General features: G+C 57.7%; 23 protein-coding genes and 1 pseudogene. 7 read left to right on the top strand and 17 right to left on the bottom strand.

What is annotated here, in order from left to right; translation table 11 throughout:
• Positions 1-137: 137 nt before the first annotated feature.
• The 4 genes from ACM6I0_RS17480 to ACM6I0_RS17465 form a co-directional block, all read right to left on the bottom strand.
• Positions 138-1055: an SdiA-regulated domain-containing protein gene (locus ACM6I0_RS17480; RefSeq protein ID WP_414922891.1), complete on the bottom strand. Its 918-nt coding sequence runs from the start codon at positions 1053-1055 to the stop codon at positions 138-140.
• 103 nt (positions 1056-1158) lie between these two features.
• Positions 1159-2082 (bottom strand): SdiA-regulated domain-containing protein, encoded by a 924-nt coding sequence (locus tag ACM6I0_RS17475; RefSeq protein WP_414922890.1) that lies wholly within the window; start codon positions 2080-2082, stop codon positions 1159-1161.
• Positions 2083-2280: 198 nt separating this feature from the next.
• On the bottom strand, positions 2281-2946 hold the full coding sequence (locus ACM6I0_RS17470; RefSeq protein ID WP_285432928.1) for a fumarylacetoacetate hydrolase family protein: 666 nt from the start codon (positions 2944-2946) through the stop codon (positions 2281-2283).
• Between the two features lie 37 nt (positions 2947-2983).
• Positions 2984-4378, bottom strand: a complete 1395-nt coding sequence (locus ACM6I0_RS17465; protein ID WP_285432929.1) for an FAD-binding oxidoreductase — start codon at positions 4376-4378, stop codon at positions 2984-2986.
• 200 nt (positions 4379-4578) lie between these two features.
• Between ACM6I0_RS17465 and serA the strand changes: the two genes are divergently transcribed.
• Positions 4579-5808, top strand: coding sequence for a phosphoglycerate dehydrogenase (gene serA, locus ACM6I0_RS17460; protein WP_285432930.1), 1230 nt, complete (start codon positions 4579-4581; stop codon positions 5806-5808).
• A 182-nt stretch (positions 5809-5990) separates the two neighbouring features.
• Here serA and ACM6I0_RS17455 read toward each other — a convergent pair whose 3' ends face one another.
• Together ACM6I0_RS17455 and ACM6I0_RS17450 are read right to left on the bottom strand one after the other, a co-directional pair.
• Complete coding sequence (locus ACM6I0_RS17455; RefSeq protein ID WP_285432932.1) at positions 5991-6263, bottom strand: hypothetical protein; 273 nt, start codon at positions 6261-6263, stop codon at positions 5991-5993.
• 2 nt (positions 6264-6265) lie between these two features.
• Positions 6266-8035: an S-type pyocin domain-containing protein gene (locus tag ACM6I0_RS17450; protein WP_414922889.1), complete on the bottom strand. Its 1770-nt coding sequence runs from the start codon at positions 8033-8035 to the stop codon at positions 6266-6268.
• A gap of 215 nt (positions 8036-8250) precedes the next feature.
• Here ACM6I0_RS17450 and ACM6I0_RS17445 point away from each other — a divergent pair.
• Positions 8251-8355: pseudogene (locus ACM6I0_RS17445) on the top strand (hypothetical protein); the annotation flags it as partial.
• A gap of 63 nt (positions 8356-8418) precedes the next feature.
• Here ACM6I0_RS17445 and ACM6I0_RS17440 read toward each other — a convergent pair.
• Positions 8419-8844 (bottom strand): DUF4399 domain-containing protein, encoded by a 426-nt coding sequence (locus ACM6I0_RS17440; protein WP_285432936.1) that lies wholly within the window; start codon positions 8842-8844, stop codon positions 8419-8421.
• 136 nt (positions 8845-8980) lie between these two features.
• On the opposite strand from ACM6I0_RS17440, the gene ACM6I0_RS17435 reads away from it, so the two are divergent.
• Positions 8981-9568 carry a transporter substrate-binding domain-containing protein gene (locus ACM6I0_RS17435; RefSeq protein ID WP_285432937.1) on the top strand — a complete coding sequence of 196 codons (588 nt, stop codon included), beginning with the start codon at positions 8981-8983 and terminating at the stop codon, positions 9566-9568.
• Positions 9569-9692: 124 nt separating this feature from the next.
• Here the strand turns inward: ACM6I0_RS17435 and ACM6I0_RS17430 are convergent, their stop codons facing one another.
• Both ACM6I0_RS17430 and ACM6I0_RS17425 read right to left on the bottom strand, forming a co-directional pair.
• Complete coding sequence (locus ACM6I0_RS17430) at positions 9693-10178, bottom strand: DUF523 domain-containing protein (RefSeq protein WP_414922888.1); 486 nt, start codon at positions 10176-10178, stop codon at positions 9693-9695.
• A 2-nt stretch (positions 10179-10180) separates the two neighbouring features.
• Complete coding sequence (locus ACM6I0_RS17425) at positions 10181-10813, bottom strand: 2OG-Fe(II) oxygenase (RefSeq protein WP_414922887.1); 633 nt, start codon at positions 10811-10813, stop codon at positions 10181-10183.
• Positions 10814-10936: 123 nt separating this feature from the next.
• Here ACM6I0_RS17425 and ACM6I0_RS17420 point away from each other — a divergent pair, with 123 nt between their 5' ends.
• Entirely contained in the window at positions 10937-11689 is a 753-nt protein-coding gene (locus ACM6I0_RS17420) for a DUF2059 domain-containing protein (RefSeq protein WP_285432941.1), read from the top strand.
• Positions 11690-11809: 120 nt separating this feature from the next.
• Here the strand turns inward: ACM6I0_RS17420 and ACM6I0_RS17415 are convergent, their stop codons facing one another.
• Complete coding sequence (locus tag ACM6I0_RS17415; RefSeq protein ID WP_285432943.1) at positions 11810-12757, bottom strand: alpha/beta hydrolase; 948 nt, start codon at positions 12755-12757, stop codon at positions 11810-11812.
• A 96-nt stretch (positions 12758-12853) separates the two neighbouring features.
• Here ACM6I0_RS17415 and ACM6I0_RS17410 point away from each other — a divergent pair, with 96 nt between their 5' ends.
• A complete protein-coding gene (locus ACM6I0_RS17410; protein ID WP_285432944.1) occupies positions 12854-13432 on the top strand; it encodes a DUF6436 domain-containing protein in 579 nt (192 codons plus the stop codon).
• A 101-nt stretch (positions 13433-13533) separates the two neighbouring features.
• The gene (locus ACM6I0_RS17405) at positions 13534-15945 is read left to right on the top strand and encodes a penicillin acylase family protein (protein ID WP_285432946.1); all 2412 of its coding nucleotides are present in this window, start codon (positions 13534-13536) and stop codon (positions 15943-15945) included.
• 118 nt (positions 15946-16063) lie between these two features.
• On the opposite strand, the gene ACM6I0_RS17400 is transcribed toward ACM6I0_RS17405, so the two are convergent.
• The gene (locus ACM6I0_RS17400) at positions 16064-17029 is read right to left on the bottom strand and encodes a GlxA family transcriptional regulator (protein ID WP_414922886.1); all 966 of its coding nucleotides are present in this window, start codon (positions 17027-17029) and stop codon (positions 16064-16066) included.
• A gap of 315 nt (positions 17030-17344) precedes the next feature.
• Between ACM6I0_RS17400 and ACM6I0_RS17395 the strand changes: the two genes are divergently transcribed.
• Positions 17345-17986, top strand: a complete 642-nt coding sequence (locus ACM6I0_RS17395; RefSeq protein ID WP_285432950.1) for an HD domain-containing protein — start codon at positions 17345-17347, stop codon at positions 17984-17986.
• 131 nt (positions 17987-18117) lie between these two features.
• Here the strand turns inward: ACM6I0_RS17395 and ACM6I0_RS17390 are convergent, their stop codons facing one another.
• The 6 genes from ACM6I0_RS17390 to ACM6I0_RS17365 all read right to left on the bottom strand — a co-directional run bounded on the left by ACM6I0_RS17390 (position 18118) and on the right by ACM6I0_RS17365 (position 25069).
• Positions 18118-19008: an ABC transporter permease subunit gene (locus ACM6I0_RS17390; RefSeq protein WP_285432952.1), complete on the bottom strand. Its 891-nt coding sequence runs from the start codon at positions 19006-19008 to the stop codon at positions 18118-18120.
• Positions 19005-19886, bottom strand: coding sequence for an ABC transporter permease subunit (locus ACM6I0_RS17385; RefSeq protein WP_285433002.1), 882 nt, complete (start codon positions 19884-19886; stop codon positions 19005-19007). Before ACM6I0_RS17385 ends, ACM6I0_RS17390 begins: the two co-directional genes overlap by 4 nt.
• Positions 19887-19921: 35 nt before the next feature.
• Complete coding sequence (locus ACM6I0_RS17380) at positions 19922-21064, bottom strand: ABC transporter ATP-binding protein (RefSeq protein ID WP_285432953.1); 1143 nt, start codon at positions 21062-21064, stop codon at positions 19922-19924.
• Between the two features lie 73 nt (positions 21065-21137).
• On the bottom strand, positions 21138-22235 hold the full coding sequence (locus tag ACM6I0_RS17375) for a polyamine ABC transporter substrate-binding protein (RefSeq protein WP_414922885.1): 1098 nt from the start codon (positions 22233-22235) through the stop codon (positions 21138-21140).
• 188 nt (positions 22236-22423) lie between these two features.
• Positions 22424-23536, bottom strand: a complete 1113-nt coding sequence (locus ACM6I0_RS17370) for a polyamine ABC transporter substrate-binding protein (RefSeq protein ID WP_285432955.1) — start codon at positions 23534-23536, stop codon at positions 22424-22426.
• A 168-nt stretch (positions 23537-23704) separates the two neighbouring features.
• Entirely contained in the window at positions 23705-25069 is a 1365-nt protein-coding gene (locus ACM6I0_RS17365; protein WP_285432956.1) for an aspartate aminotransferase family protein, read from the bottom strand.
• Positions 25070-25073: the final 4 nt, after the last annotated feature.

Raw genomic sequence — 25073 nt, 5'->3', positions numbered from 1 at the left:
CGCCTGGATTCATCGGCGAATGAATGACCTGTGGGAGCGGGCTTGCCCGCGATGGTGGCCTATCAGTCATAATCTTTATCGACTGACACGGCCTCATCGCGGGCAAGCCCGCTCCCACAGTGGTTTTGGGGTGTTGCTCAGGGCTGTGCTGGTTTTTTGAAGACGTAGAACAGGTTGGGTTCGCTCACCAGGTACAGGTTGCCGTCGTCGTCCATGGCGATGCCCTCCGCTTGCGGCACTGAGTTTTCCAGCCCTTGACGCCCCTTGCTCAGGGACAGGGTGCTGAGTGGTCGCCCATCGACATCCAGCTCCAGAATCAATCGCGACTCGTCGGACAGCGCCAGTAAATGGCCGCTGTGCTTGTCGTATTGCAGGCTCGACAGGTCTCGCACGAACATTCCGGCATCACGCTTGGGGTTGTTGACCACGTGCACGGCGTAGGATTTCTCCGGGGTGTAATGCGGGAAGCCCTGCACCTCGTAGATCAACATCGGGTCGCGCTCCTTGGCCACAAACAGACGCTTGCCCACCGAGTCGTAAGCCAGGCCTTCGAAGCCCTTGTTGCTGCCCATGTGCACGCCGAGGATCATCTGCTCGGCATCCGCAGCATCGAGGAACGCCGTGTCCTTCTCAAGGTGAATCTTGATCAGCCGTTGCTGGCTCTCGTCGGTGATCACGTAGGTGTCGGCGCTGATGAATTCCACCGCTTCCGGGTCGCCAAAACCAATCAACGCCACGCGCCGCAGGATTTTGCCTTCAAGGGACAGCTCGACCAGCTCTGATTTTTTGTTGGTGACCGTAAACAGGCTTTTACGCACCGGATCAAACGTCAGCGCGGAGACATTATCGTCCAGCCCGTCGATCACCCGCGCGTCAATGTCCACTCGGAATTGATCCAGACCGATGGATTCGCTGCTCTGCGGCTGCCAAAGCGTATTCAGGTTGAACCACGCACGCTCGAACAAGCGCATGTATTGGCCGACCGCAACCAGAGCGATCAGCGTAATCACTGACAGGATCAAAAGGAGGGGTTTGGGACGCGCAAGTCGACGCATTCAGGCGAGCTCGAAAACAAAACGGGCGGATGAAATATCACGCCCGTGTGAACTCAAGCTTAATGGCCAGTGGCTTGCGACCACAACAGCAGGATTGTGGCGATTACTTCTGTTTTTCGAAGCGGTAAAACAGGTTCGGTTCACTCACCATATACAAGTTACCCGCCTCGTCCATGGTCACGCCTTCGGCGCGTGGAATGGTGTTCTTCAGGCCGTTGAAGCCACCCAACAGGGCGATGAAACTGACTTGTTCGCCCTTTTTGTCCAGCTCCATCAACATGTGAGAGTCGGCGGACAGCACCAGCATGTGGCCGGTGCGCGGGTCGATGGCCAGGGCCGACAAGTTGCGCATGTCCAGCGCATGGCTGGCCAGCTTCAGCTTGTCACCGGTAAGGACTCGGCCGTCACCTTTCCAGGCAAACAATGCCGGCGGACGCTCTTCGCCCAGCAGCAGCTGTTGGTTTTGCGAATCCCAGGTGACACCTTCAAAGGCCTTGTTCTGGTCTTTCGAAGGCCCAAGATCGTACTTCGTAAAATTGGCGATGTTCAATTCACGGGTGTCGGCATCGACCTTGACGATAGTAATCAAGTGCGAGCGCTCATCGACAATCGCCAGCAGGCCATTGCCCAGTACGGTGACGCCTTCCGGGTTGCTCCAGCCCACCAAAGGCATTTTGCGCAGCACGTCGCCTTGCAGGGTCAGCTCGACGAGGAACGGGTTCTTGCCCATGACCGAAAACAGAGTCTTGGTCTGTGGATCGTAGGCCAGGTCCGAGGCTTCGTCCTTTTCCATACCCGGCAGCAATTTACCGTCGATCACCGCTCGGTAATCCGGTAGCCAGACACTGGCCTGACGCTCGGCCGGGCTCTTGAATTGCTCTTTCACCCAGAGTACGCCGCGATCATCCCAATGCATCGCAAAGGCGACGCCGTATGCGATGGCCGCCACCAGCAGCCAGATATACCAACGCAAGACGAACCGTGAGCGACGGGCAGTTTTGAAAGTGGGCAGCGGTTGGGTGGCCATTCAGGGTCCGTTCCAGAAATTCAGGCTAAAGGTAATAGCACAAGTGGGCCGGCTGGGAGGCCCGGATCCGCGGAATTATCCAGAGACGATGTGAAAAAAACGGCAAATGGCGGATGACCCTTCCGCCGCTAGACCTGATACCACAAGAAACCAATGTGAGAGCGAGCCCGCTCCCACACAGGGTTTGCGGTGTTTCGGTTAGCGCACGCTGCTGGTGAAGCTGCTGACACCCGGCAATTCCAGCACGATGTCATCACCAACATTCAACGGACCCACGCCCACCGGAGTGCCCGTCAGGATCACATCACCGGCCTGCAGCGAGAAACAGCCGGCCATGTACTGGATCATCGGCACGATCGGGTTGAGCATGTCTTTGCTGTTGCCATCCTGACGCACTTCGCCGTTGATGGTCAGGCGGATACCGATGTCGGTCAGGTCGGCAAAGGTGCTGCCGGCCACGAACGGCGCAATCACTGCCGCACCGTCGAAGGACTTGGCGATTTCCCATGGCAAGCCTTTGGATTTCAGCTCGGCCTGCTTGTCGCGCAGGGTCAGGTCCAGGGCCGGGGCAAAACCGGAAATCGCATCCAGCACTTCTTCACGGCTTGGCTTGGTCGACAAAGGCTTGCCGATCAACACGGCAATTTCCGCTTCGTAATGCACCGAACCGCGCTCGGTCGGAATGCTGAAACTGCCTTCCAGCGGCACCACGCAACTGCCCGGCTTGATGAACAGCAGTGGCTCGGTAGGCACCGGGTTGTCCAGTTCCTTGGCGTGTTCGGCGTAGTTGCGGCCGATGCACACCACTTTCCCCAGCGGGAAATGAATTCGCGTGCCGTCGACATACTGGTGCTGATAGCTCATTGACCGACTCCTGGTTCGTAGCGCTTAAGTTCGAAAGTCAAACAGCGAAAATTTTGCCCGGGTTCATGATGCCATTCGGGTCGAACACCGCCTTGACCGCTTTCATGTACTCGATCTCGACCGGCGAGCGGCTATAGGTCAGGTAATCACGCTTGGTCATGCCCACGCCGTGTTCGGCGGAGATCGAACCGTTGTACTTCTCGACGGTTTCGAACACCCACTTGTTCACGGTGGCGCACTTGGCGAAGAACTCGTCCTTGCTCAGGTTATCCGGCTTGAGGATGTTCAAGTGCAGGTTGCCGTCGCCGATGTGACCGAACCAGACGATTTCGAAGTCTGGGTAGTGTTCACCGACGATCGCGTCGATTTCCTTCAGGAACGCCGGGACTTTCGATACGGTGACCGAAATGTCGTTCTTGTACGGCGTCCAGTGCGAAATGGTTTCGGAAATATATTCGCGCAGCTTCCACAGGTTCTGCAGTTGGGTTTCGCTCTGACTCATCACGCCGTCCAGCACCCAGCCCTGCTCGACGCAGTGTTCGAAGGTTTCCAGGGCGTGGTTGGCCACTTCTTCGGTGGTCGCTTCGAATTCCAGCAGCGCGTAGAACGGGCAGCCGGTTTCGAATGGCGCTGGCACGTCACCGCGCGCCATGACCTTGGCCAAGGCCTTGTCGGAGAAGAATTCGAAGGCGGTCAGGTCGAGCTTGCTCTGGAAGGCGTGCAGAACCGGCATGATCGAGTCGAAATCGGTGGTGCCGAGCACCATCGCGGTGAGGTTTTTCGGGGCACGGTCCAGGCGCATGGTCGCTTCGACCACAAAACCGAGGGTGCCTTCAGCGCCGATGAACAGCTGACGCATGTCGTAGCCGGTGGCGTTCTTGATCAGGTCGCGGTTCAGCTCAAGCAGATCGCCCTTGCCGGTGACGACCTTCATGCCAGCCACCCAGTTGCGGGTCATGCCGTAGCGAATCACCTTGATCCCGCCGGCATTGGTGCCGATATTGCCGCCAATCTGGCTGGAACCCGCCGAAGCGAAGTCCACCGGGTAATACAGGCCTTTCTCTTCGGCGACGTTCTGCAAGTGTTCGGTGACCACGCCAGGCTGGCAGACCGCGGTGCGGTCGGTCATGTTCACTTCGAGAATCTGGTTCATGTAGTCGAAGGACACAACGACTTCGCCATTGGCGGCGACCGCTGCGGCGGAAAGCCCGGTGCGACCACCGGATGGCACCAGCGCCACCTTGTGTTCATTGGCCCAGCGCACAATGGCCTGGACCTGCTCGGTAGTCTTGGGGAACACAATGGCGGTCGGGGCCGGGGCGAAATGCTTGGTCCAATCCTTACCGTAAGCATTCAGGGAGTCGGCATCGGTCAGCACCTTGCCAGGCTCAACCAGGGTCTTCAGCTCTTCAATCAAGGCAGGATTGGTCATCGACAGAACTCTCGAACAATTCATGGTCATCCTGAGAACGCTTCACGTCGCAGGAATGAGTGTTTAGCGGGGTGCATATGCTAGCATACCGACCCCGCAGCATAGTGCCCAACGGCCTTCTGCGGCGACGGCATTCTTGCCGTCCGGGTCAGCGTCTGCTGGCTTCCTGCCATTTTTCTCCGGGATACAGGTTTACGCAGATGAGCAAGACTTCTCTCGATAAGAGCAAGATCAAGTTCCTTCTTCTCGAAGGCGTCCACCAATCGGCTGTCGACGTCCTCAAGGCGGCGGGCTACACCAGCATCGAGTACCTTACAGGTTCTCTGCCGGAAGCCCAGCTCAAGGAAAAGATCGCTGATGCGCACTTCATCGGCATTCGCTCCCGTACTCAACTGACCGAAGAGATCTTCGATCACGCGAAGAAACTGGTCGCTGTCGGCTGTTTCTGCATCGGTACCAACCAGGTCGACCTGAACGCTGCTCGCGAACGCGGTATCGCGGTATTCAACGCGCCGTACTCCAACACTCGCTCCGTTGCCGAGCTGGTGCTGGCCGAAGCGATCCTGTTGCTGCGCGGCATCCCTGAGAAGAACGCTTCCTGCCACCGTGGCGGCTGGATCAAGAGCGCTGCCAACTCCTTCGAAATCCGCGGCAAGAAGCTGGGCATCGTCGGTTACGGTTCGATCGGTACTCAATTGTCGGTCCTGGCTGAAGGCCTGGGCATGCAGGTGTACTTCTACGACACCGTGACCAAGCTGCCACTGGGTAACGCCACCCAGGTCGGCAACCTGCACGAACTGCTGGGCATGTCCGACATCGTCACCCTGCACGTTCCGGAAACCGCGGCGACCCAGTGGATGATCGGCGAGAAGGAAATCCGCGCCATCAAGAAGGGCGGCATCCTGATCAATGCTGCGCGCGGCACCGTGGTCGAGCTGCAAGCCCTGGCGGACGCGATCAAGGACAAGCACCTGATCGGCGCGGCCATCGACGTGTTCCCGGTGGAGCCTCGCTCCAACGACGAAGAGTTCGAAAGCCCGCTGCGTGGCCTGGACAACGTGATCCTGACCCCGCACATCGGCGGCTCCACCGCTGAGGCGCAAGCCAACATCGGTCTGGAAGTGGCGGAAAAACTGGTCAAGTACAGCGACAACGGTACGTCGGTATCGTCGGTTAACTTCCCGGAAGTGGCCCTGCCGGCTCACCCTGGCAAGCACCGTTTGCTGCACATCCACGAAAACATCCCGGGTGTGATGAGCGAGATCAACAAGGTCTTCGCCGAAAACGGCATCAACATCTCCGGTCAGTTCCTGCAGACCAACGAGAAAGTCGGCTATGTGGTAATCGACGTCGACGCTGAGTACTCGGAAATGGCGCAAGAGAAGCTGCAGCACATCAACGGCACCATCCGTTGCCGCGTTCTGTTCTGATAGCGACTTGAGCGACAAAAAAAGGGAGCCTTAGGGCTCCCTTTTTCATGCACTTGTCCCGAACAATCGTAAACCTATCTCTAAACTAGACAGAATCCAATCACCAACATCAGGAAGCCGGACGTCCTCGAAACAATAGATATTGTTTATCGCCCCCTAAAGTCGACAGACGCTTCGCAATATCAATCAAAAGTATATTTTCCCTCTAGCATGAATGCCGGCTCTCTCCAGTTGATGCCCCTGACAATTCCGGTGCCATTAGATTTTATAAAGCCCGCGTCACACATTTCCCAGACGATTTTCAATAGCCCCATATTATCCGCCACATGCGCCCAATTAGCCTGGTTGTAGAGACCATCAAGCCGAGGAAAAGAGATGCCCAATTCATTCTTGGTAAGAAATAGAATTACCTCTTCAGGCTTCTCGTTGAGAACAGCTTTTTCTATAACGCTCATTATTATATTCCTCCCAGTTGTTCGTACTCTCTATCCGCTTGCTTTCTGTGCGCCTCTAAAGCTTCAAGCGTATAGAGCAACTCGAAACTATCTTTTAGTTTGTAATCCTCCAGTGTCGCTGCGTGGGTGTTATTCCAAATGGCACCTTCATCATTCGGATTTACACCGTCAGCCACCCCTAATGTTCTGAAACGTTCAAGCTCTCTCAACTCATGAGTATAGAAACGTTTGTCCATGGACGTGACTACCAATTTACCTTGGTGAATTTTTTCCAAGCGATCAATCATGATGGCATTGGCATCCGAAGGACCGAATCGGCCCGTATGCACTTTCACTAGGTCGATACCCGCTTGAGTTACGGTCGCACTCGTCCAATCGAGATCCAGAATTGGACCTCCCGCTTTGGCAGGATTGAAAAGTCGGCCGCTGTACTTCCCTCTCGTGGTAGCCCCTTCATAAGGGCTATTGAAAACAACATAAATCGGCGGCAAGCCGCTGTTGATCGGGAAGCAATAAATACAATCCCTGAAATCCGGTAACTCGGACGCAGGCAATGGTTCCGGCTGCACGAGTAGTGGCAACAGCTCAACACCCGTGTAACGCGGCACTTCCACGGGCCTGGCAGGTGAAGTTGTCGAACTGTTACCCCAGTGGATAATTGGAAAACTGAGGGTGATGGGCGGTGTGTCGGCGGAGGTGAAACTGTAGCTGTTCGTCTTCAGGTCGAACTCCAGCGCTCGAACTGGTACCGCTGGCGAAACGCTTCCTCCCTTCGGTGTTGCAACGAGCGTGTATTGGCCAAGGTCACCATAAATCCGATAGGGAAGATCAATGGTTCCTTCGACAGCGGCGATTTCGTTCAGGTTAGTCGGTGCACCTGGCAAGACTGCACTACCCGATAATTTGAGAACCGTTTGAGGATATCGCTCGCCGTTACCCAGAGCCGGTGAATAGAGCAAAGTGCCGATCCCGATCGCCGTCGCTCGACTGAGAAGTGCTTCTCCCAAACCTGTCAACAACAGAGTGCCTTTACGGATCGCGGCCTCGAAGGTCCAACCGTCCGTGTTTTGGAGAGTGGCGGCACCCGCCACAGTTACCACCTGTGCGGATTGACTAAAGGTTAAATTGAAGCTGTAGGCAGTTTCACCTCTAGCCAAAGCAGAATGGATCGCAGCATCTATTGCTGGCGAAGCGTCCTCTAAAATGGAAACAGCTTCGGCAAGGATTCGTTTAACGTAGGCGGCTGTCAGCGATCTCAGAAAATTTTCGTAATAGCCTCGGCGTTCTTCCTCGTCTTCTGCCGTATCCAAACTAGCGGCGAATGCCTCGGCATTTTCCATACTGCCCAATGACAATAAATCTATGCCAGCAAATATATTCGCCTCATACCAACTTCTATTCATTTTGATTTGTTGCAGAAGCTCGACAACAACCACTTTCTTTTTTAAAGTACCCTCCAGATCATTAAATGGATGGGTGTCAACAGCTGAACTTAAGCGCTCCTCTATTTCACTTCGCACACTCGCCGTGCTATTCGAAAAAACGCTTCCTATCTGATCTTGCACCGAGTGCCCTATGGCTACCAACTTTGAGTATGCGTCGCGCTCTCTATCGATAGTTTCAATACGGTAAGCCACAGTGACTTCCGGGAGAGTTCCGTCCCAGTTTAGAGCGCTGTCTAAACCTGAAATATATCCTGGATATTTTTTGTCTTCATTGAGCAAATCGCCCGACGATTTCAAAGGCGGAGGAAAAGTGATAGATTTTTGCATGCAGCATCCCTTGCAATAAATTGAATTCCCTTTGGTAAAAACACCTAAGTTATGCCGCAACAACGGCACCCTATCAACAGTAAAATTTTTACTGCATATTCCGTGATTAAAAATTACGTAAAACTCAATACAACTACTATCTATAGTAAAAAGTCTTACATCAAAAAATCCGATTTCCGGCAGAAATTCTTTGGTGGATTCTGCAGACCAACTAGAAAGTCGGCTATGTGGTAATCGACGTCGACGCCGAGTACTCGGAAATGGCGCAAGAGAAGCTGCAGCACATCATCGGCACCATCCGTTGCCGTGTGTTGTTCTGATAGCGGCTTGAGCGACAAAAAAAAGGAGCCCTTCGGGGCTCCTTTTTCATAGGCGCTACACTGTCACTTAACGTTGACGGTGATCTGCTTCGACACGATTGGCGGATCGAACGGCATGTGGCCGCTGTCGCCCAACTCCAGCTGCAAGGTGTGCTTGCCCGGCGTCAATTTGATTTCAGCCTGGGTCTGCGCCTTGCCGAAGTGCATGTGGTTGGCATCATTCGGAATCGGCGCGCCGGCGGCAGGCAGCTTGTCGACATCGATCAGCAGGTGGTGGTGACCGGTGTTCTTGGTCACGTCGCCGGCCGGAGCCAGCGCGATATCCTTGACGCCGAATTTGACGGTGAAGGTTTCCGAGACCGTGGCGCCGTCTGCGGGAGATACGATGAACACCTCTGCACCCTTGGGGGCAGGCGTAGCCGCCGTCGCCAGCATCGAAGCACTCAGCAATAGCCCGGCGAATGCTGCTCGTGACATAAACGTTTTCATTCTCTTCTCCAGTTTTTCCGTAAAATCGGCGTGGCCATGACAACTTCACGGCCATTTGTTGTCGAAGGCACTCGACAACCATAGCAAAGCGAGCCTGACTCAGAGCATCGCAATAAATGTATTCAAAGGAGTGACCATGCGCCTTTTGCCTGGCCTGATCTGCCTGCTACCCCTTTTGAGCCCTCTGGCTCATGCCGAACTGATTGACGATATAAATGACCGTGGCGAGCTGCGCATTGCCCTTGAGGCTAATACACCGCCGTTCAATTTCAAGGACGACGGCAAACTCACAGGCTTCGAAGTCGAACTGGGCCAAATGCTGGCCAGTGAACTGGATGTGCGAACGGACTTCGTCGTGACTGACTCCAGCGACCTGTTGTCCGGAGTTGAAACCGGCAAGTACGACATCGCCATCAACCACATAGAAATGACCCCGGATTTGAAGGATCGTTTCGACTTCACCGAACCTTACATTCGCACCCATGCGCAATTGATCGCGCAGAAAGACGACACACCGCGTTCAATCCTGCTGGTGCAGTCGCTGACGGAAGAAAAACCCAAAGTCGCCCCGGCCGTGAGCCTGGCGATTCCGTTTCAGAAGGGTAACCCGGCGTTCCACGCCAGCCTGGAAAACGCCTTGCAGCGGATCAAGACGGATGGGCGACTGCAGAAGCTGGAGAAGAAATGGTTTGGTGCGCAGGCGAGCGAAGAGTCCAAACCATAAGACGCTGTAAATCTAATGTGGGAGCGGGCTTGCTCGCGAATGCGGTGTGTCAGTTGATAGAGATGTCGACTGACACACCGCATTCGCGAGCAAGCCCGCTCCCACAGGGGTTCTATGCAGGACGTCAGGTCAGGGTTGCCAAGGCAGCAGCCGCTTCGGCCAGCTCCAGCTCACTGAACACTTGAACGCCATGGCGCCTGAGCAACGCCGCCGTTACCCCTTCGCCACGGACCTTCACGCCGCTGAACGTCCCGTCATACGTGAACAGATTCCCGCAAGACGGGCTGTTGGCCTTGAGCACCGCAATGCGGATGCCGTGCTTTTGCACCAACTCCAACGCCTGATAAGCGCCCGACAAAAACGCCGCACTGACATCCTCGCCCTCGGTCGTGATCACTGACGCCTGGCCATCGAGCACCTCACTGCCCTGCCCGCCCGGGATTTCGGCCGCCGCTCTGGGCGTCGGCAAGCCTCCAGCGACTTCCGGGCACAACGGCACGACGCGACCTTCGTCGAGCCACTGTTGAAGCTGATCAAACGGCCCGCTCGCCCCGCCGTCGTAACGTACGCGGTGGCCCAACAGGCAGCGGCTTACCAGAATTTTCTGCATGCTCAGAACGGCTCGTTACCACGGCGCCGGAACCAGCCCGTCAATGACAGGCGATCCCGGGTCGCGGGCAGGACTTCATGGGGCACCTCGCCCGACAGAAACACCACCAGGCATCCGCCGGTGGGCACCACATCGTGTTCGATGCCTCCCTCCAGGTACATGCGCAGCTGACCACCGTGCTCGGGCAACCAGGCATCATTGAGGTAGATCACCGCTGACACCATGCGCCGATCGTCATCGCGAAAACGGTCGACATGCTTGAGGTAGAAGGCGCCGGGCGGATACAGCGCGAAATGGCTTTCAAAGTCTTCCAGGCCCAGGAACAACCCGCGATTCATCGCCTCGCGCAGACTGTCCATCAAGCTCAGATAACGGTCGCAGGCTTCAGCCTCGCCGGGTTCAAGCCATTGAATATGGTCGCCACGAATCCCCTCGCGAATTTCCGACGTCGGCCCGCGCCCGACCGCTGCAGGGGCCAACTCGCCTTCGGCAGCACGTTTACGGCACTCAGCCGCCAACACTCGGGTCAGATCCAGAGGCAGGAAGATATTCTGCTGCGACCAGCCGCGTTCGGCCAAGTCGTCGACGATACGTAACAGCAGCGGTTGATCAGAGGATATTTGCATGGCGCGCATAGTATTCCTGTGCCTGCAAATCCGACAGAGCCGCGGAGCGGAGGATTTATCGGATTACTGATACGAATTCTCGACAAGTACGAAAGCCGCACGGAGAATAGTCGCCTGCTGACAGGAGTCCCTATGCGCCGTTTGCTTTTTTCACTGCTGATACTCTGTGCTTTGCCCGCATGGGCAGACGGCCACGACCAGTTGTACAAGGTCGCCGGTTGGCCAGATCAGCGCGCGCATTTCAACGACGCGCTCTCGGCGGCGCAGCAGCGCTACCAGAACAGCCTGCCACCGGCGGTGTTTCAGGCCCTGGTCAACAACAGCAATCAGCGTTTCGCTCCTCAGGCGGTGGATCAACGCGCCGAAGCACAACTGCGCAAAAGCCTCACCGATCCGAATCCCGCACTGACCTTCTTTCAATCCCCCTTGGGCAAAAAAATCGTCGCCGCCGAACTGCTGGCGACCCGTCGCGATCAGCTGGCGAAAAATGCCAAGGGGTTACCCAAGATTCAAGCCAGTGACAGCCGCACGCTGATCATCGGCCATCTGGCCCAGGCCCTGCCCGCCCGCGAGGCCGGTGCAGAAGTCAGCCTGGCGATTGCTGGCGTCGCAGCGGACAGCCTCAGTTCGATGATTCCCGGTTTGCTCGGCAATGGTCAGGCGCAAGGCATGCTCAATGGTCAGCGCCAGCGCTTGATGGACCAGATCGGCGCTGACTTGAACAACACGCTGCTGTATGTCTATCGCGATCTGTCGGATGAAGAACTGGAAGAGTTCGCCACGTTTGCCGAGTCCGCCGAGGGCAAGGCTTATTATCAGGCAGCGTTGGCGGCGATTCGGGCGGGGCTGGCGGTGGGGCAGGAGACGTCGAGTCTTTCCCAGTAATCTTTGGCGCCTGATAAATCGCTATCGCGAGCAAGCTCGCTCCCACAGTTGACCGAGTTGTCCAGACGTACTCGGTCTAATGTGGGAGCGAGCTTGCTCGCGATGAGGCCCTGACAGTCGCTAAAGATTCCGCCCTTTGATCCGCTTGCTCAGAAACCCGAAATACTCCTCCCGCAACGCCAGCGTCTCGTTCGCCAAATGATGCCGCGCCTCAGGCAGCATCAGCACCTGCGGCCGATCAAACTTGGCCTTCAACACCTCAAGGTTGTGCTCCCAATCCACCGTCATGTCCGATTGCCCCTGCACGATCAGTGGCCGGCGCGGACTGTTTGGCGCGGCCTCGATGCGTTTGATCCACCGCGCCAGCGCACCGACCCAGGCAGTCGGCAACCTTAGTGGTTGCAACGGATCGGCTTGCAGGAAAGGCAAGAAGTCAGGGTCGTTGGAGTTCTCGCTGAAGCGTCGGGCGATCGCTTTGACGAAGGGTTTGAGCAGGTAATAGCTGAGCTGCGACCAGCCCCAGGCGCGTGGCCGAACCAGTGGCGAGAGCAAAATCAGCTGCCCCTGGGCCGGACTGCTCGCTCCTTGATTCAGCACATGATCGATCACGATCGCCCCGCCGGTACTTTGCCCGCACAAGTGCCACGGCTGCGGCAAATCGAGGGCCACGGCGTCGGCGAACAACCCTTGCAGGGTGTGCTGATACTCGGCGAAATCCTTGATGCTGGCCCGCTCGCCACTGGACAAACCATGGCCTGGCAAGTCGCAGGCAATCACCGCAAAGCCTTGATCAAGTGCCCACTCGATCACATGCCGATAGAGCCCGGTGTGATCGTAAAAGCCGTGGAACAGAAACAGCGTCGCTTTCGCTCGCTCGGGCCACCAGACCTGGCTGACCACCTGATAGCCATCGACCTCGAAACGCCCAAGCCCCCGACGCAGCGTTCGCCCGGCGAATTCGAGCCCGTAGAACCGCTGGTACACCAGGGCTTCTGCCGAAAGCGGCTGCCACTCGGCCAATGGCCTCAAGCTGGCGCGCAGATGATCGGGGTCGAAAGTGGCAGGCATGTACTATTCCAGACGCTAAACAGACTTTATGGGCCTGCGATATTCATCTGTCGCGGCAAGCATGGCAAGCTAGCCGACCTTCGAGGATTGAAACCCATGCGCCCGGCCTTTCGCACCACACTGCTTGCCAGCCTGCTCGCCCTCGTGTGTGCCGGCGTATTGTGGGCTGCGTATGACTGGTTCCAGGGTCGCTACCTGCGCGCGTTCAGCTCACACACCGCCGTCTTCTCTGGCGATCCGCTGCGCCTGCCCGACGACCTCGCCGGCCCCGGCCCCATCCGCCTGGTGCATTTCTGGGACCCTGCCTGCCCGTGCAATGTCGGCAACCAACAACACCTGACCGAACTGGTTGAGCAGTATGCGTCGCGCGGCGTCGAGTTTTATTCGGTACAAAAGCCCGGCAGTCATGGTCAGTTGCCCAGCACCCTGAGCCGCCTGAAACCCATCACCGTGCTCCCGGGCTCCGAACAGATCCCCGCCAGCCCTGCGGTGGCGATCTGGGACCGCAGCGGCAAACTGGCGTATTTCGGCCCGTACAGCGAAGGCCTGACCTGCAATTCGAACAACAGCTTTATCGAACCCATTCTGCAAGCACTGAGCGAAGGTCGCGCGGTGGGCGCCACCCATACGCTGGCCGTCGGTTGCTACTGCCCTTGGCAAGCGGATGTGAAGTAAGGCATTCCTGACTTTTCCAGGACCGCGATGCCCGGCACAGGAGGTCTGTGCTACATGTTGCTGCCCGCGAGGGCGGCAATCCCGAAGAACAAGGAGTCTCCATGAAACGCGTCCTGACCGTACTTGTATTGCTGATCGTCACGCTCGTCATCGGGGTTGGCGGGTACGTGTACATCAAGCAGCCGACGCGCCAGGGCCAAGTGGAACTTCAGCGCCTGCAAGGTTCGGTAACGGTGCGCTACGACGAGCGCGGCGTGCCGCACATCCGCGCCGAAAACGAAACCGATCTTTACCGCACACTCGGCTATGTGCAGGCCCAGGACCGGCTGTTCCAGATGGAAGCCATGCGCCGCCTCGCCCGGGGCGAACTGGCCGAAGTGCTCGGCCCGAAACTGCTGGACACCGACAAACTGTTCCGCAGCCTGCGCATTCGTGAACGCGCCGAAAGCTACGTGGCCGCCCTGGATCATCAGTCACCGGCGTGGAAGGCGCTGGAAGCCTATCTGGATGGCATCAATCAATATCAGGACACTCACGCAGCGCCCATCGAGTTCGATGTGCTGGGCATCCACAAGCGTCCTTTCACGGCGCAAGACAGCATCAGTGTTGCCGGCTACATGGCTTACAGCTTTGCCGCAGCGTTTCGCACCGAACCGTTATTGACCTACGTGCGCGATCAACTGGGCGCCGAGTACCTGAACATTTTTGACCTCGACTGGCAGCCCAAAGGAGTGCTGGCCAAGACCCGTCCAACTACCGCCCCCGCGCTTGCCGCCGGTGACTGGAAAGACCTGAACGCCCTCGCCCGCCTGAGTGAACAGGCCCTGGCCGAAAACGGCTTGCCGCAATTCGAGGGCAGCAACGCCTGGGTGATTTCCGGTAACCGCAGCAAAAGCGGCAAGCCGCTGCTGGCCGGTGATCCGCACATTCGCTTCTCGGTGCCGTCGGTGTGGTACGAAGCGCAATTGTCGGCACCGGGCTTTGAGCTATACGGACATCACCAGGCGCTGGTGCCGTTCGCCTTTCTCGGCCACAACCTGGATTTCGGCTGGAGCCTGACCATGTTCCAGAACGATGACCTCGACCTGATTGCCGAGAAGATCAACCCGGACAACCCGAACCAGGTCTGGTATCGCGGCAATTGGGTGGACATGGTCAACACCGAGCAACAGATCGCAGTGAAAGGTCAGGCGCCGGTCACGCTGACGCTGCGCCAGTCACCCCACGGCCCGATCATCAATGATGTACTCGGCACTGCCGCCGGCAAGACACCGATCGCCATGTGGTGGGCGTTCCTTGAAACACCCAACCCGATCCTCGATGGCTTCTACCAGCTCAACCGCGCCGACACCCTGGCCAAGGCGCGCGCCGCAGCGGCCAAGGTTCAGGCGCCGGGGTTGAACATCGTCTATGCCAACGCCAAGGGCGATATTGGCTGGTGGGCCTCGGCGCTGCTGCCCAAGCGTGCGGCTGGAGTGAAGCCCGGTTTCATCCTCGATGGCAGCACCAATCAGGCGGACAAGGAAGGTTTCTACCCGTTCAGCGCCAACCCCCAGGAAGAAAACCCGGCGCGTGGCTATATCGTTTCGGCCAACTTCCAGCCTGTGTCACCAACCGGCATGGAGATTCCCGGTTACTACAACCTCGCCGATCGCGGCCAGCAACTTAATCGCCAGCTCGGCGACAAGAGCGTGAAGTGGGACAACGACGCCAACCAGAAACTGCAACTGGGCACCACCACCGCCTATGGCCCTCGCCTGCTGGCGCCGTTGTTGCCGGTACTGCGTGAAGTGGTGAGCGATCCGGCCGAACTCAAACTGGTCGAGCAACTGGCCCAATGGCGAGGCGATTACCCGCTTGAGTCGACCAGCGCCACGTTGTTCAACCAGTTCCTGTTCAATCTGGCCGACGCAACGATGCACGATGAACTGGGCAACGATTTTTTCGAAACCCTGCTTTCGACCCGAGTGATAGATGCCGCGTTGCCGCGACTGGCGGCCAACCCCGATTCGCCCTGGTGGGACAACCGCAACACCCTCGGCAAGGAAACCCGCGCCGACACGGTCAAGGTCGCGTGGCAGGCGAGCATCGCCCATCTCAAGACCGTCCTGGGACCTGACTTCACCCAATGGCAATGGGGCAAGGCCCACACCCTGACGCATGGCCATCCGCTGGGGACGCAAAAGCCGCTGGACCGGATTTTCAACGTCGGCCCGTTCGCGGCGCCCGGCACCCACGAAGTGCCAAACAACCTCTCCGCCAAGATCGGCCCGGCACCATGGCCGGTGACTTACGGACCATCAACTCGGCGCCTGGTCGATTTTTCCGATCCGGCCCACAGCCTGACCATCAACCCGGTCGGCCAGAGCGGCGTGCCGTTCGACAGCCACTATGAGGATCAGTCCGAGGCGTATGTCGAAGGGATTTACTACCAGGCGCATTTCAATGAAGAAGAGGTGACGGCCAATACGCGCAGTACGTTGAAGTTTTTGCCGGCGCGGGCAGCACCTTAGATTTTTGTTGGCTGGGCTGGCCCCATCGCGAGCAGGCTCGCTCCCACAATTGAAATGCATTCCAATGTGGGAGCGAGCCTGCTCGCGATGGGGCCCTGACAGGCGACACAAAATTGCGCTAAACCATCGCCGCAAAATTCTGCCTGAACTGCTGCGGCGTCACACCAAGCCTGCGATTGAACACGCTGCGCATGTGCTGGGCGTCGCGAAATCCGCACTGGTACGCCACGGTTTTCAGCGGTGAGCGGGTGCTCTCAAGCAGCACCCGCGCGGCATCCACCCTCGCCTGCTCGACGAATTCCGCCGGGGTGACTTTCGCTTCCTTGGCGAACACCCTGGAAAAGTTGCGGGCGCTCATGTTGGCTGCGTTCGCCAGATCGGCGATGGTCAGGTCGCCAGTGAGGTTGGCCAGCACGTAAAGCTGAACCAGCGCCACCGCCGAGGTCGGTTCGGCGTGCGGTGTGAGAAACGGGCTGAACTGCGATTGCCCGCCCGAACGCTGGGTGAACACCACCAGGCGCTTGGCCACGCTCAAGGCCACTTCCGGTCCATAGTCTTGAGCCAGCAGATACAACGACAAATCGATCCCGGCCGTGACCCCGGCCGAGGTGTAGAGCTCGCCGTCCTGCACGTACAGCCGATCAGCGTCTACCTGCGTCGACGGGCATGACGCGGCCAACGCTGGGGCATCGTTCCAATGCGTGGTGACGGTTCGCCCCTCAAGCAACCCGGCGCGGGCGAGCATGAATGCGCCATTGCAGATCGAACCAAAGCGCCGCGCCGACCCACACGCATCGCGCAACCAGGCATCGAACGCCACACCGAAATCCATGAAGGGTAACTGCGGGCCGCCGGCCACCAGCAGCAAGTCATAAGCCTCCAGCGCTTCGCTGAAATGCCGATGAGCAATGAGCGACAAACCGTTGGAACACGGCATCAACCCATGCTCGACACCGATCACCTCCAACCGATAATGGTCTTGCGGTTCAAGGAAGCGATTGGCCTCGCTAAACACATCCATGGGCCCGGTGACGTCCAGCGACTGGACGCCCGCGAACACCACGATGGCAACGGTTTTACTCATGGCAGGAAACGCCCTCAAGGGTGGATGCCGCAAGTACGGCAAACACAAAACCTGTGGGAGCGAGCTTGCTCGCGAAGAGGCCGTGTCAGTCGAAAGAGATGTCGACTGATACAGCGCTTTCGCGAGCAAGCTCGCTCCCACAGGGACCGCACTTACCTTCCAACCCTAGCCAATCCGCGCGCAACAAGCGAGGTTGGCGCGATATGCATGCTCATTGGCCGGGATCGCAGCCATGGATCGATTGTCCGGCCTGGGGGGCCGGAACAGACTTGTTCCATCAGCGCCGCCACGGCGTTCCCCACGAGGAAAGTACCCATGAGCAGCACCATCGCCGGTATCCATATCCCCGACAGCGCATTAGCCAGGGCCACCACTGAATACATTCGCGACGCAGAGCCTGACCTGCTTTACCACCATTCACGCCGAGTGTTTCTGTTTGGCGCCTTGAGCGGTGAACGCAAGCAACTGGCCTACGATCCAGAGTTGTTGTACGTCGGCGCGATGTTCCATGACCTGGGCCTGGTGGAAGGCCATCGCACTGACGACGAGCGCTTCGAAGTCGACAGTGCCAACGCCGCCAAAGCATTTCTCAAGCCGTATGGTTTGTCCGACGACGATATCGAGCAGGTGTGGCTGTCAATCGCGCTGCACACGACACCGGGCGTGCCGCAACACTTGCGGCCTAACGTTGCGCTGGTGACTGCCGGCGTCGAGATGGACGTGCTGGGTATCGATTACGCGGCGTTCCCGACTGCACAGCGTGAGGCAGTGGTGCATGCGCATCCACGGGGAGAGGGTTTCAAGGAATGCATCCTGTGTGCGTTCGCCAATGGCTTCAAGCACAAACCGGACACCACGTTCGGCACCGTGAATGCCGACGTGCTGGTGGACAGCGAGCCGGGGTTCAAGCCGATGAACTTCGTCGAGATCATCCGCAAATCCCCTTGGGTTTCCTAAAACAAATGTGGGAGCGAGCTTGCTCGCGATGAGGCCATGTCAGTCGACAAAGATGTTGACTGATAGACCGCTATCGCGAGCAGGCTCGCTCCCACATTAGATCGGGTTGGCCACGTAATTGTGGCCAACCTTTATGCCGCTTCCGGCGCCGGGGCGCGACGCACGTCCGGTTGTTTCCAGGAGTCGGCAGCGCCTTCTTCAATCGCTTGCTGGATTGCACGCTTGCGACTTTCTTCGGCACGGCGGCTGAAGAACCAGACCATGAATGTCATCAGCGAAACCGCCAACAGAATCAGGCTGGCCACGGCGTTGATCTCAGGTTTCACGCCCAGGCGCACCGCCGAGAACACTTCCATCGGCAAGGTCGTCGAGCCCGGGCCCGACACGAAGCTGGCCAACACCAGGTCATCCAGCGACAGGGCGAAAGACATCATGCCGCCGGCGCCCAGCGATGGCGCGATCATCGGGATGGTGATCAGGAAGAACACCTTCCATGGCCGCGCACCGAGGTCCATGGCCGCTTCTTCGATGGACAGGTCCAGCTCACGCAAGCGCGCCGATACCACCACCGCCACATACGCCGCACAGAACGTGGTGTGGGCGATCCAGATGGTGACGATGCCGCGTTCCTGTGGCCAGCCGATCATCTGCGCCATGGCCACAAACAACAGCAACAGCGACAGACCGGTGATCACTTCGGGCATCACCAATGGAGCAGTCACCAGTCCACCGAACAGCGTGCGACCCTTGAAGCGAGTAATTCGCGTCAGGACGAACGCCGCCAAGGTACCCAGCACCACCGCTGCTACCGCCGTGTAGCAGGCGATTTCCAGCGAGCGCACCACCGAGCCCATCAGTTGAGTATTGTCCATCAAGCCGACGTACCACTTGATCGACCAGCCGCCCCATACCGTTACCAGTTTGGAGGCGTTGAACGAGTAGATCACCAGGATCAGCATCGGTGCGTAGATGAACAGCAGACCCAACACCAGCATCAAGCTTGAGAATCTGAAGCGCTTCATTCTTTGCCCTCCATTTCTTTGGCCTGACTACGGTTGAACAGGATGATCGGCACAATCAGAATCGCCAGCATCACCACCGCCAGGGCAGACGCCACCGGCCAGTCGCGGTTGTTGAAGAACTCTTGCCAGAGCACTTTACCGATCATCAGGGTTTCCGGACCGCCCAGCAGTTCCGGGATCACGAACTCGCCCACCACCGGAATGAACACCAGCATGCAACCGGCGACGATGCCGTTCTTGGACAGCGGAATGGTGATTTTCCAGAAGCTGTTGAACGTGCTCGAACCCAGGTCTGACGCGGCTTCCAGCAAGCTGGCATCGTGTTTCACCAGGTTGGCGTAAAGCGGCAGGATCATGAATGGCAGGTACGAATAAACGACGCCGATGTACACCGCAAGGTTGGTGTTGAGGATCTGCAGCGGTTCGTTGATCCAGCCCATGGTCATCAGGAAACCATTGAGCAGACCGTTGTTGCTGAGGATGCCCATCCACGCATAGACGCGGATCAGGATCGCGGTCCAGGTCGGCATCATGATCAGCAGCACAAGCACCGTTTGCAGCTCTTTACGGGCACTGGCGATGGCGTAGGCCATCGGGTAGCCGATCAGCAAACAGAGGACGGTGCTGATCAGCGCCATCTTCAACGAGCCCAGGTAAGCGGCGATGTACAACTCGTCGCCGGCCAGCATCGCGTAGTTGCTCAGGTTGAGCAGCAACTGCAGCTTCTGTTCGGCATAGCTGTAGATTTCGGTGTACGGCGGAATGGCCACGTCGGCTTCGGCGAAGCTGATCTTCAAGACAATGAAGAACGGCAACATGAAGAACATGAACAGCCAGAGGAATGGAACCCCGATGACCATCTGACGGCCACCGGGAATTATTCGATTGAGACGGCGTTTCAATTTGCGCATGTTCATGAGCGAAGCACCACGCCGCTATCGTCTTCCCAATACACGTACACCTGGTCACCCCAGGTTGGGCGCTGGCCGCGGCGCTCGGCGTTGGCGACGAAAGACTGGACGATCTTGCCGCTCGGCAGTTCGACGTAGAACACCGAGTGGCCTCCGAGGTAGGCGATGTCGTGCACCTTGCCGCTGGACCAGTTGTATTCACAAGTCGGCATGGTCGGCGTCACCAGCAGTTTTTCCGGACGGATCGCGTAGGTCACGGATTTGTCCTGCACCGAGGTGCTGATGCCGTGGCCCACGTAGATCTGGCGATCCAGGTCTTTACAGGTGATGGTTGCGTGGCCTTCGGCGTCGTCGATCACTTCACCGTCGAAGATGTTGACGTTGCCGATGAATTCGCAGACCAGGCGGCTGGTCGGGGTTTCGTAGATGTCGATCGGGCTGCCGATCTGGGCGATCCAGCCCAGGTGCATGATCGCGATGCGCTCGGCCATGGTCATGGCCTCTTCCTGGTCATGGGTCACCATGACGCAGGTTACGCCGACGCGCTCGATGATCTCGACCAGTTCTAGCTGCATTTGCGAACGCAGTTTCTTGTCCAGTGCACCCATCGGTTCATCGAGCAGCAGCAGCTTCGGACGCTTGGCCAGGGAACGGGCCAGGGCGACACGCTGACGCTGGCCGCCGGACAGCTGGTGCGGCTTGCGTTTGGCGTATTGCGTCATCTGAACCAGCTTAAGCATGTCCGCGACACGGGCATCGACTTCAGCGGAGGGGATTTTGTCCTGCTTCAGGCCGAAGGCAATGTTCTGCGCCACGGTCATGTGCGGGAACAAGGCATAGGACTGGAACATCATGTTGATCGGCCGCTCGTAGGGCGGCATGTCGGTGATGTCTACGCCATCGAGGAAAATTCGCCCCTCCGTGGGCCGTTCGAAGCCTGCGAGCATGCGCAGCAACGTGGATTTGCCCGATCCCGAACCGCCGAGCAGGGCGAAAATCTCGCCTTTCTTGATTTCCAGGGACACATCGTCCACGGCAATCGTCTCGTCGAACTTCTTCGTGACCCGGTCGATTTTGACCAACACCTGTTTAGGTGTCTGGTCGCCCTCGAGGGCTTTCTTATAGGCGCCGGAGGCAACTGCCATTTACGAAACTCCCAGAAAAAAAGAGTGCAGTTCGCTCAAGGTGAGCCAACCTTGGATAATTTGAGCCTTGCAGCTATTTGCCCGACTTGACCTTGGTCCAGCTGCGGGTCATCAAACGTTGAATGTTTGGTGGTAACTCGACCGACACGTAGGTCTTGTCGAGGATTGCTTGCGGTGGATAAACCGACTCGTCAGTGCGGATGGACTGTTCCATCAATTTGTCCGAGCCGGGGTTGGGGTTCGCATAGCCAACAGAATCACTGACCTGTGCGATCACCTCGGGTTTCAGCAAATAGTTGATGAAGGCGTGGGCTTCCTTGACGTTGGCCGCATCCTTGGGGATCGCCAGCATGTCGAACCAGAGCGCGCCGCCCTCTTTGGGAATGGAGTAGGCGATGTTCATGCCTTTACCGGCTTCAGTCGCCCGGGCCTTGGCCTGAAACATGTCACCGGAGAAGCCGATCGCGATGCAGATATCGCCGTTGGCCAGGTCTGCGATGTACTTGGACGAATGGAAGTACGTCACGTAAGGCCGTACAGCCAACAACTTGGCTTCGGCCTTCTTGTAGTCTTCGGGGTTGGTGCTGTTGGCGTTGAGGCCCATGTAGTTGAGGACTGTGGGCATCATTTCATCGGCGGAGTCGAGGAACGCCACGCCGCAGCTTTGCAGCTTCTTGATGTTTTCCGGTTCGAACACCGCACTCCAGGAATCGATCTTGTCGACGCCCAGCACAGCCTTGATCTTGTCGACGTTGTAACCAATGCCGTTGGTGCCCCACAGATACGGCACGGCGTACTGGTTACCCGGATCGTTTTGCTCCAGACGCTTGAGCAGCACCGGGTCAAGATTGGCATAGTTGCTCAGCTTCGACTTGTCGAGCTTCTGGAAAGCACCGGCCTTGATCTGCTTGCCCAGGAAGTGATTGGACGGCACGACCACGTCGTAACCGGTGCGCCCGGCCAGCAACTTGCCTTCCAGGGTTTCGTTAGAGTCGAAAACGTCATAAACCGGTTTGATGCCGGATTCTTTCTGAAAGTCAGCCAGGGTCGTCGAGCCGATGTAGTCCGACCAATTATAAATATGCACGGTACTCGCGGCCTGGACGCTGACAGCCAGTGTCAGTCCAGCGCCGGCCAGCACGGCATTGCGCAACAAAGAAAAAATAGGCAAGTGGAGGTCCTCTAAAATTAGTTGGGCCCAAGTTGCCCCGCGTTACATGACAGTCATGGCTGCCCAGCAACAAAACCGGCGCGCAACTTACCCTCGAAAAACCGTTCCAGCAAAACTTTCTGTCATTTAATTACACCTGCTGCCGTCACCGCGCAGGCGACGACAGCAGGTTATTGCTTCAAACCGGCTTATTTACCCGATTTGATCTTGGTCCAGCTGCGCGTCAGGATCCGCTGGGTCGCGGCCGGCAAGTCGGCAATCGCGTACAGCTTGGCCTGCACGTCCGCCGACGGGTAGATGCCCGGGTCGCTGGTGATGTCTTTATTGACCAGTGCGGTGGCGGCGGCGTTACCGTTCGGGAAGCGCACGGCGTTGGTGATTGCAGCCATGACTTCCGGCTTCTGCAGGTAGGTCATGAACTTGTAGGCGCCTTCGACGTTTTCGGCATCTTTAGGGATGGCGACCATGTCGTAGAAGCTGCCTGCACCTTCTTTCGGAATGTTGTAGCTGACTTTCACCTTGTCACCGGCTTCAGCAGCACGGGACTTGGCCTGATAGACGTCACCCGAATAACCGACTGCGACGCAGATGTTGCCGTTGGCCAGGTCGGAGATGTACTTGGACGAGTGGAAGTAAGCAATCGAAGGACGAACTTTCAGCAGCAGCGCTTCAGCCTTGTCGATGTCTTCTTTCTTCTGGCTGTCGGTAGGCAGGCCCAGGTAGTGCAGCGCCGCCGGAATCATCTCGGTTGGCGAATCCAGCAGACTGATACCGCAAGACTTCAGTTTGGCGGCGTTTTCAGGTTTGAAGATCAGGTCCCAGGAGTTGGTTGGAGCATCGGCACCCAATGCAGCCTTGACCTTCTCGGCGTTGAAGCCGATACCGATCGAGCCCCACATGTAAGGGAAGGCGTGTTCGTTGCCCGGGTCGCTCACCGATACCGCTTTGAGCAGGTCAGGGTTCAGGTTCTTCCAGTTAGGCAGCTTGGACTTGTCCAGCTTCTGGTAAACACCGGCCTTGATCTGCTTGGCCAGGAAGTTGTTCGACGGTACGACGATGTCGTAACCGGACTTGCCTGCCAGCAACTTGGCTTCCAGAGTTTCGTTGCTGTCAAAAACGTCGTACACCACCTTGATCCCGGACTCTTTTTCAAAGTTCGCGATGGTGTCCGGTGCAATATAGTCGGACCAGTTATAAACGTGCAGGACCTTGTCGTCCGCCTGCACCGCGCCCGCCATCATGCCCATCAGGGACATGGCGAGGAGAGTCTTGCCAGCAAACTTTTTTCCTAATGCCTTCATTCGTAATGCTCCAAATTTTTCTTTTTTGAACCACTTTGTTCAGCGGCGAACCCGGACAACTGGAACCGCGACTAGTCTGGCAAGATCCGAGGCGGTCTTTCAAGGAAAGCCCGCCCTTCAAGACTGCTCCGAGCGAAAGTTTCATGAGTTGCGCTCAGAGCCTAGCACTTAGCCCTGCAACGCACTCAGGGTCAGGTCCAGACACTTGCGTGCCTTGGTCACCAACTCATCGATTTCTGCCGGTGTAATCACCAGCGGCGGAGCAATGATCATGGTGTCGCCCACGGCGCGCATGATCAGGCCGTTGTCGAAGCAGAACTGACGGCAAATCATGCCGACGCCCTTGCCTTCGTAACGCTTGCGTGTGGCTTTGTCCTGAACCAGTTCGATGGCCCCCAACAGGCCCACCCCACGCACTTCCCCCACCAACGGATGATCGTTCAGTTCCCGTAGACGCTTTTGCAAATAGGGTGCCGTTTCAGCATGAACGCGCTCGATAATTTTTTCTTCGCGCAGAATGCGGATGTTTTCCAGCGCCACCGCAGCGGCCACCGGGTGCCCGGAATAAGTGAAACCGTGGTTGAAATCGCCGCCTTCATTGAGCACCGCGACCACTTCGTCACGCACGATCAGGCCACCCATCGGGATGTAGCCGGAAGTCAGGCCTTTAGCGATGGTCATCATGTCGGGCTTGAGGTCGTAGAAATCGGTACCGAACCACTCACCGGTGCGGCCGAAACCACAGATCACTTCGTCAGCTACAAACAGAATGTCGTACTTGGCGAGGATTTCCTTGATGCGCGGCCAGTAGGTCTCTGGCGGAATGATCACGCCGCCGGCGCCCTGGATCGGCTCGGCAATAAAGGCACCGACGTTGTCGACGCCGATCTCGAGAATTTTCTCTTCCAGCTGATTGGCCGCCCACACACCGAACTCTTCCGGTGTCATGTCGCCGCCTTCAGCGAACCAGTAAGGCTGGGCGATATGGACGATGCCCGGGATCGGCAAGTCGCCTTGTTCGTGCATGTAGGTCATGCCACCCAGGCTCGCGCCGGCCACGGTGGAACCGTGATAACCGTTCTTGCGGCTGATGATGACTTTCTTCTTCGGCTGACCCTTGATCGCCCAGTAGTGACGAACCATACGCAGCATGGTGTCGTTACCTTCGGAGCCGGAACCGGTGAAGAACACGTGGTTCATGCCTTCTGGCGCGATGTCGGCGATGGCCTTGGCCAGTTCCAGCACCGGCGGGTGAGCGGTCTGGAAGAACAGGTTGTAGTAAGGCAGTTCGCGCATCTGTTTGCTGGCAGCGTCCGCCAGCTCATCGCGACCGTAGCCGATGGCGACACACCACAGGCCTGCCATGCCGTCGAGGATCTTGTTGCCTTCGCTGTCCCAGAGGTAAACCCCTTTGGCATTGGTGATGATGCGCGGGCCTTTCTCTTTCAACTGTTTGAAGTCGCTGAACGGGGCCAGGTGGTGATCGTTGCTCAGGGCCTGCCATTCACGGGTTTGTGGATTGTTGCTGGTCATACGA

This window comes from Pseudomonas sp. IT-P294 (assembly GCF_949767865.1).
In the GTDB taxonomy this organism is placed as follows: domain Bacteria; phylum Pseudomonadota; class Gammaproteobacteria; order Pseudomonadales; family Pseudomonadaceae; genus Aquipseudomonas.
The sequence above is the reverse complement of the archived record's forward strand: the minus strand, read 5'-3'. Positions and strand labels throughout refer to the sequence as shown.

Coding starts and splice junctions, on each gene's coding strand:
- ACM6I0_RS17480 (WP_414922891.1), bottom strand. CDS start 1,055: ATGCGTCGACTTGCGCGTCCCAAACCCCTCCTTTTGATCCTGTCAGTG.
- ACM6I0_RS17475 (WP_414922890.1), bottom strand. CDS start 2,082: ATGGCCACCCAACCGCTGCCCACTTTCAAAACTGCCCGTCGCTCACGG.
- ACM6I0_RS17470 (WP_285432928.1), bottom strand. CDS start 2,946: ATGAGCTATCAGCACCAGTATGTCGACGGCACGCGAATTCATTTCCCG.
- ACM6I0_RS17465 (WP_285432929.1), bottom strand. CDS start 4,378: ATGACCAATCCTGCCTTGATTGAAGAGCTGAAGACCCTGGTTGAGCCT.
- serA (WP_285432930.1), top strand. CDS start 4,579: ATGAGCAAGACTTCTCTCGATAAGAGCAAGATCAAGTTCCTTCTTCTC.
- ACM6I0_RS17455 (WP_285432932.1), bottom strand. CDS start 6,263: ATGAGCGTTATAGAAAAAGCTGTTCTCAACGAGAAGCCTGAAGAGGTA.
- ACM6I0_RS17450 (WP_414922889.1), bottom strand. CDS start 8,035: ATGCAAAAATCTATCACTTTTCCTCCGCCTTTGAAATCGTCGGGCGAT.
- ACM6I0_RS17440 (WP_285432936.1), bottom strand. CDS start 8,844: ATGAAAACGTTTATGTCACGAGCAGCATTCGCCGGGCTATTGCTGAGT.
- ACM6I0_RS17435 (WP_285432937.1), top strand. CDS start 8,981: ATGCGCCTTTTGCCTGGCCTGATCTGCCTGCTACCCCTTTTGAGCCCT.
- ACM6I0_RS17430 (WP_414922888.1), bottom strand. CDS start 10,178: ATGCAGAAAATTCTGGTAAGCCGCTGCCTGTTGGGCCACCGCGTACGT.
- ACM6I0_RS17425 (WP_414922887.1), bottom strand. CDS start 10,813: ATGCGCGCCATGCAAATATCCTCTGATCAACCGCTGCTGTTACGTATC.
- ACM6I0_RS17420 (WP_285432941.1), top strand. CDS start 10,937: ATGCGCCGTTTGCTTTTTTCACTGCTGATACTCTGTGCTTTGCCCGCA.
- ACM6I0_RS17415 (WP_285432943.1), bottom strand. CDS start 12,757: ATGCCTGCCACTTTCGACCCCGATCATCTGCGCGCCAGCTTGAGGCCA.
- ACM6I0_RS17410 (WP_285432944.1), top strand. CDS start 12,854: ATGCGCCCGGCCTTTCGCACCACACTGCTTGCCAGCCTGCTCGCCCTC.
- ACM6I0_RS17405 (WP_285432946.1), top strand. CDS start 13,534: ATGAAACGCGTCCTGACCGTACTTGTATTGCTGATCGTCACGCTCGTC.
- ACM6I0_RS17400 (WP_414922886.1), bottom strand. CDS start 17,029: ATGAGTAAAACCGTTGCCATCGTGGTGTTCGCGGGCGTCCAGTCGCTG.
- ACM6I0_RS17395 (WP_285432950.1), top strand. CDS start 17,345: ATGAGCAGCACCATCGCCGGTATCCATATCCCCGACAGCGCATTAGCC.
- ACM6I0_RS17390 (WP_285432952.1), bottom strand. CDS start 19,008: ATGAAGCGCTTCAGATTCTCAAGCTTGATGCTGGTGTTGGGTCTGCTG.
- ACM6I0_RS17380 (WP_285432953.1), bottom strand. CDS start 21,064: ATGGCAGTTGCCTCCGGCGCCTATAAGAAAGCCCTCGAGGGCGACCAG.
- ACM6I0_RS17370 (WP_285432955.1), bottom strand. CDS start 23,536: ATGAAGGCATTAGGAAAAAAGTTTGCTGGCAAGACTCTCCTCGCCATG.
- ACM6I0_RS17365 (WP_285432956.1), bottom strand. CDS start 25,069: ATGACCAGCAACAATCCACAAACCCGTGAATGGCAGGCCCTGAGCAAC.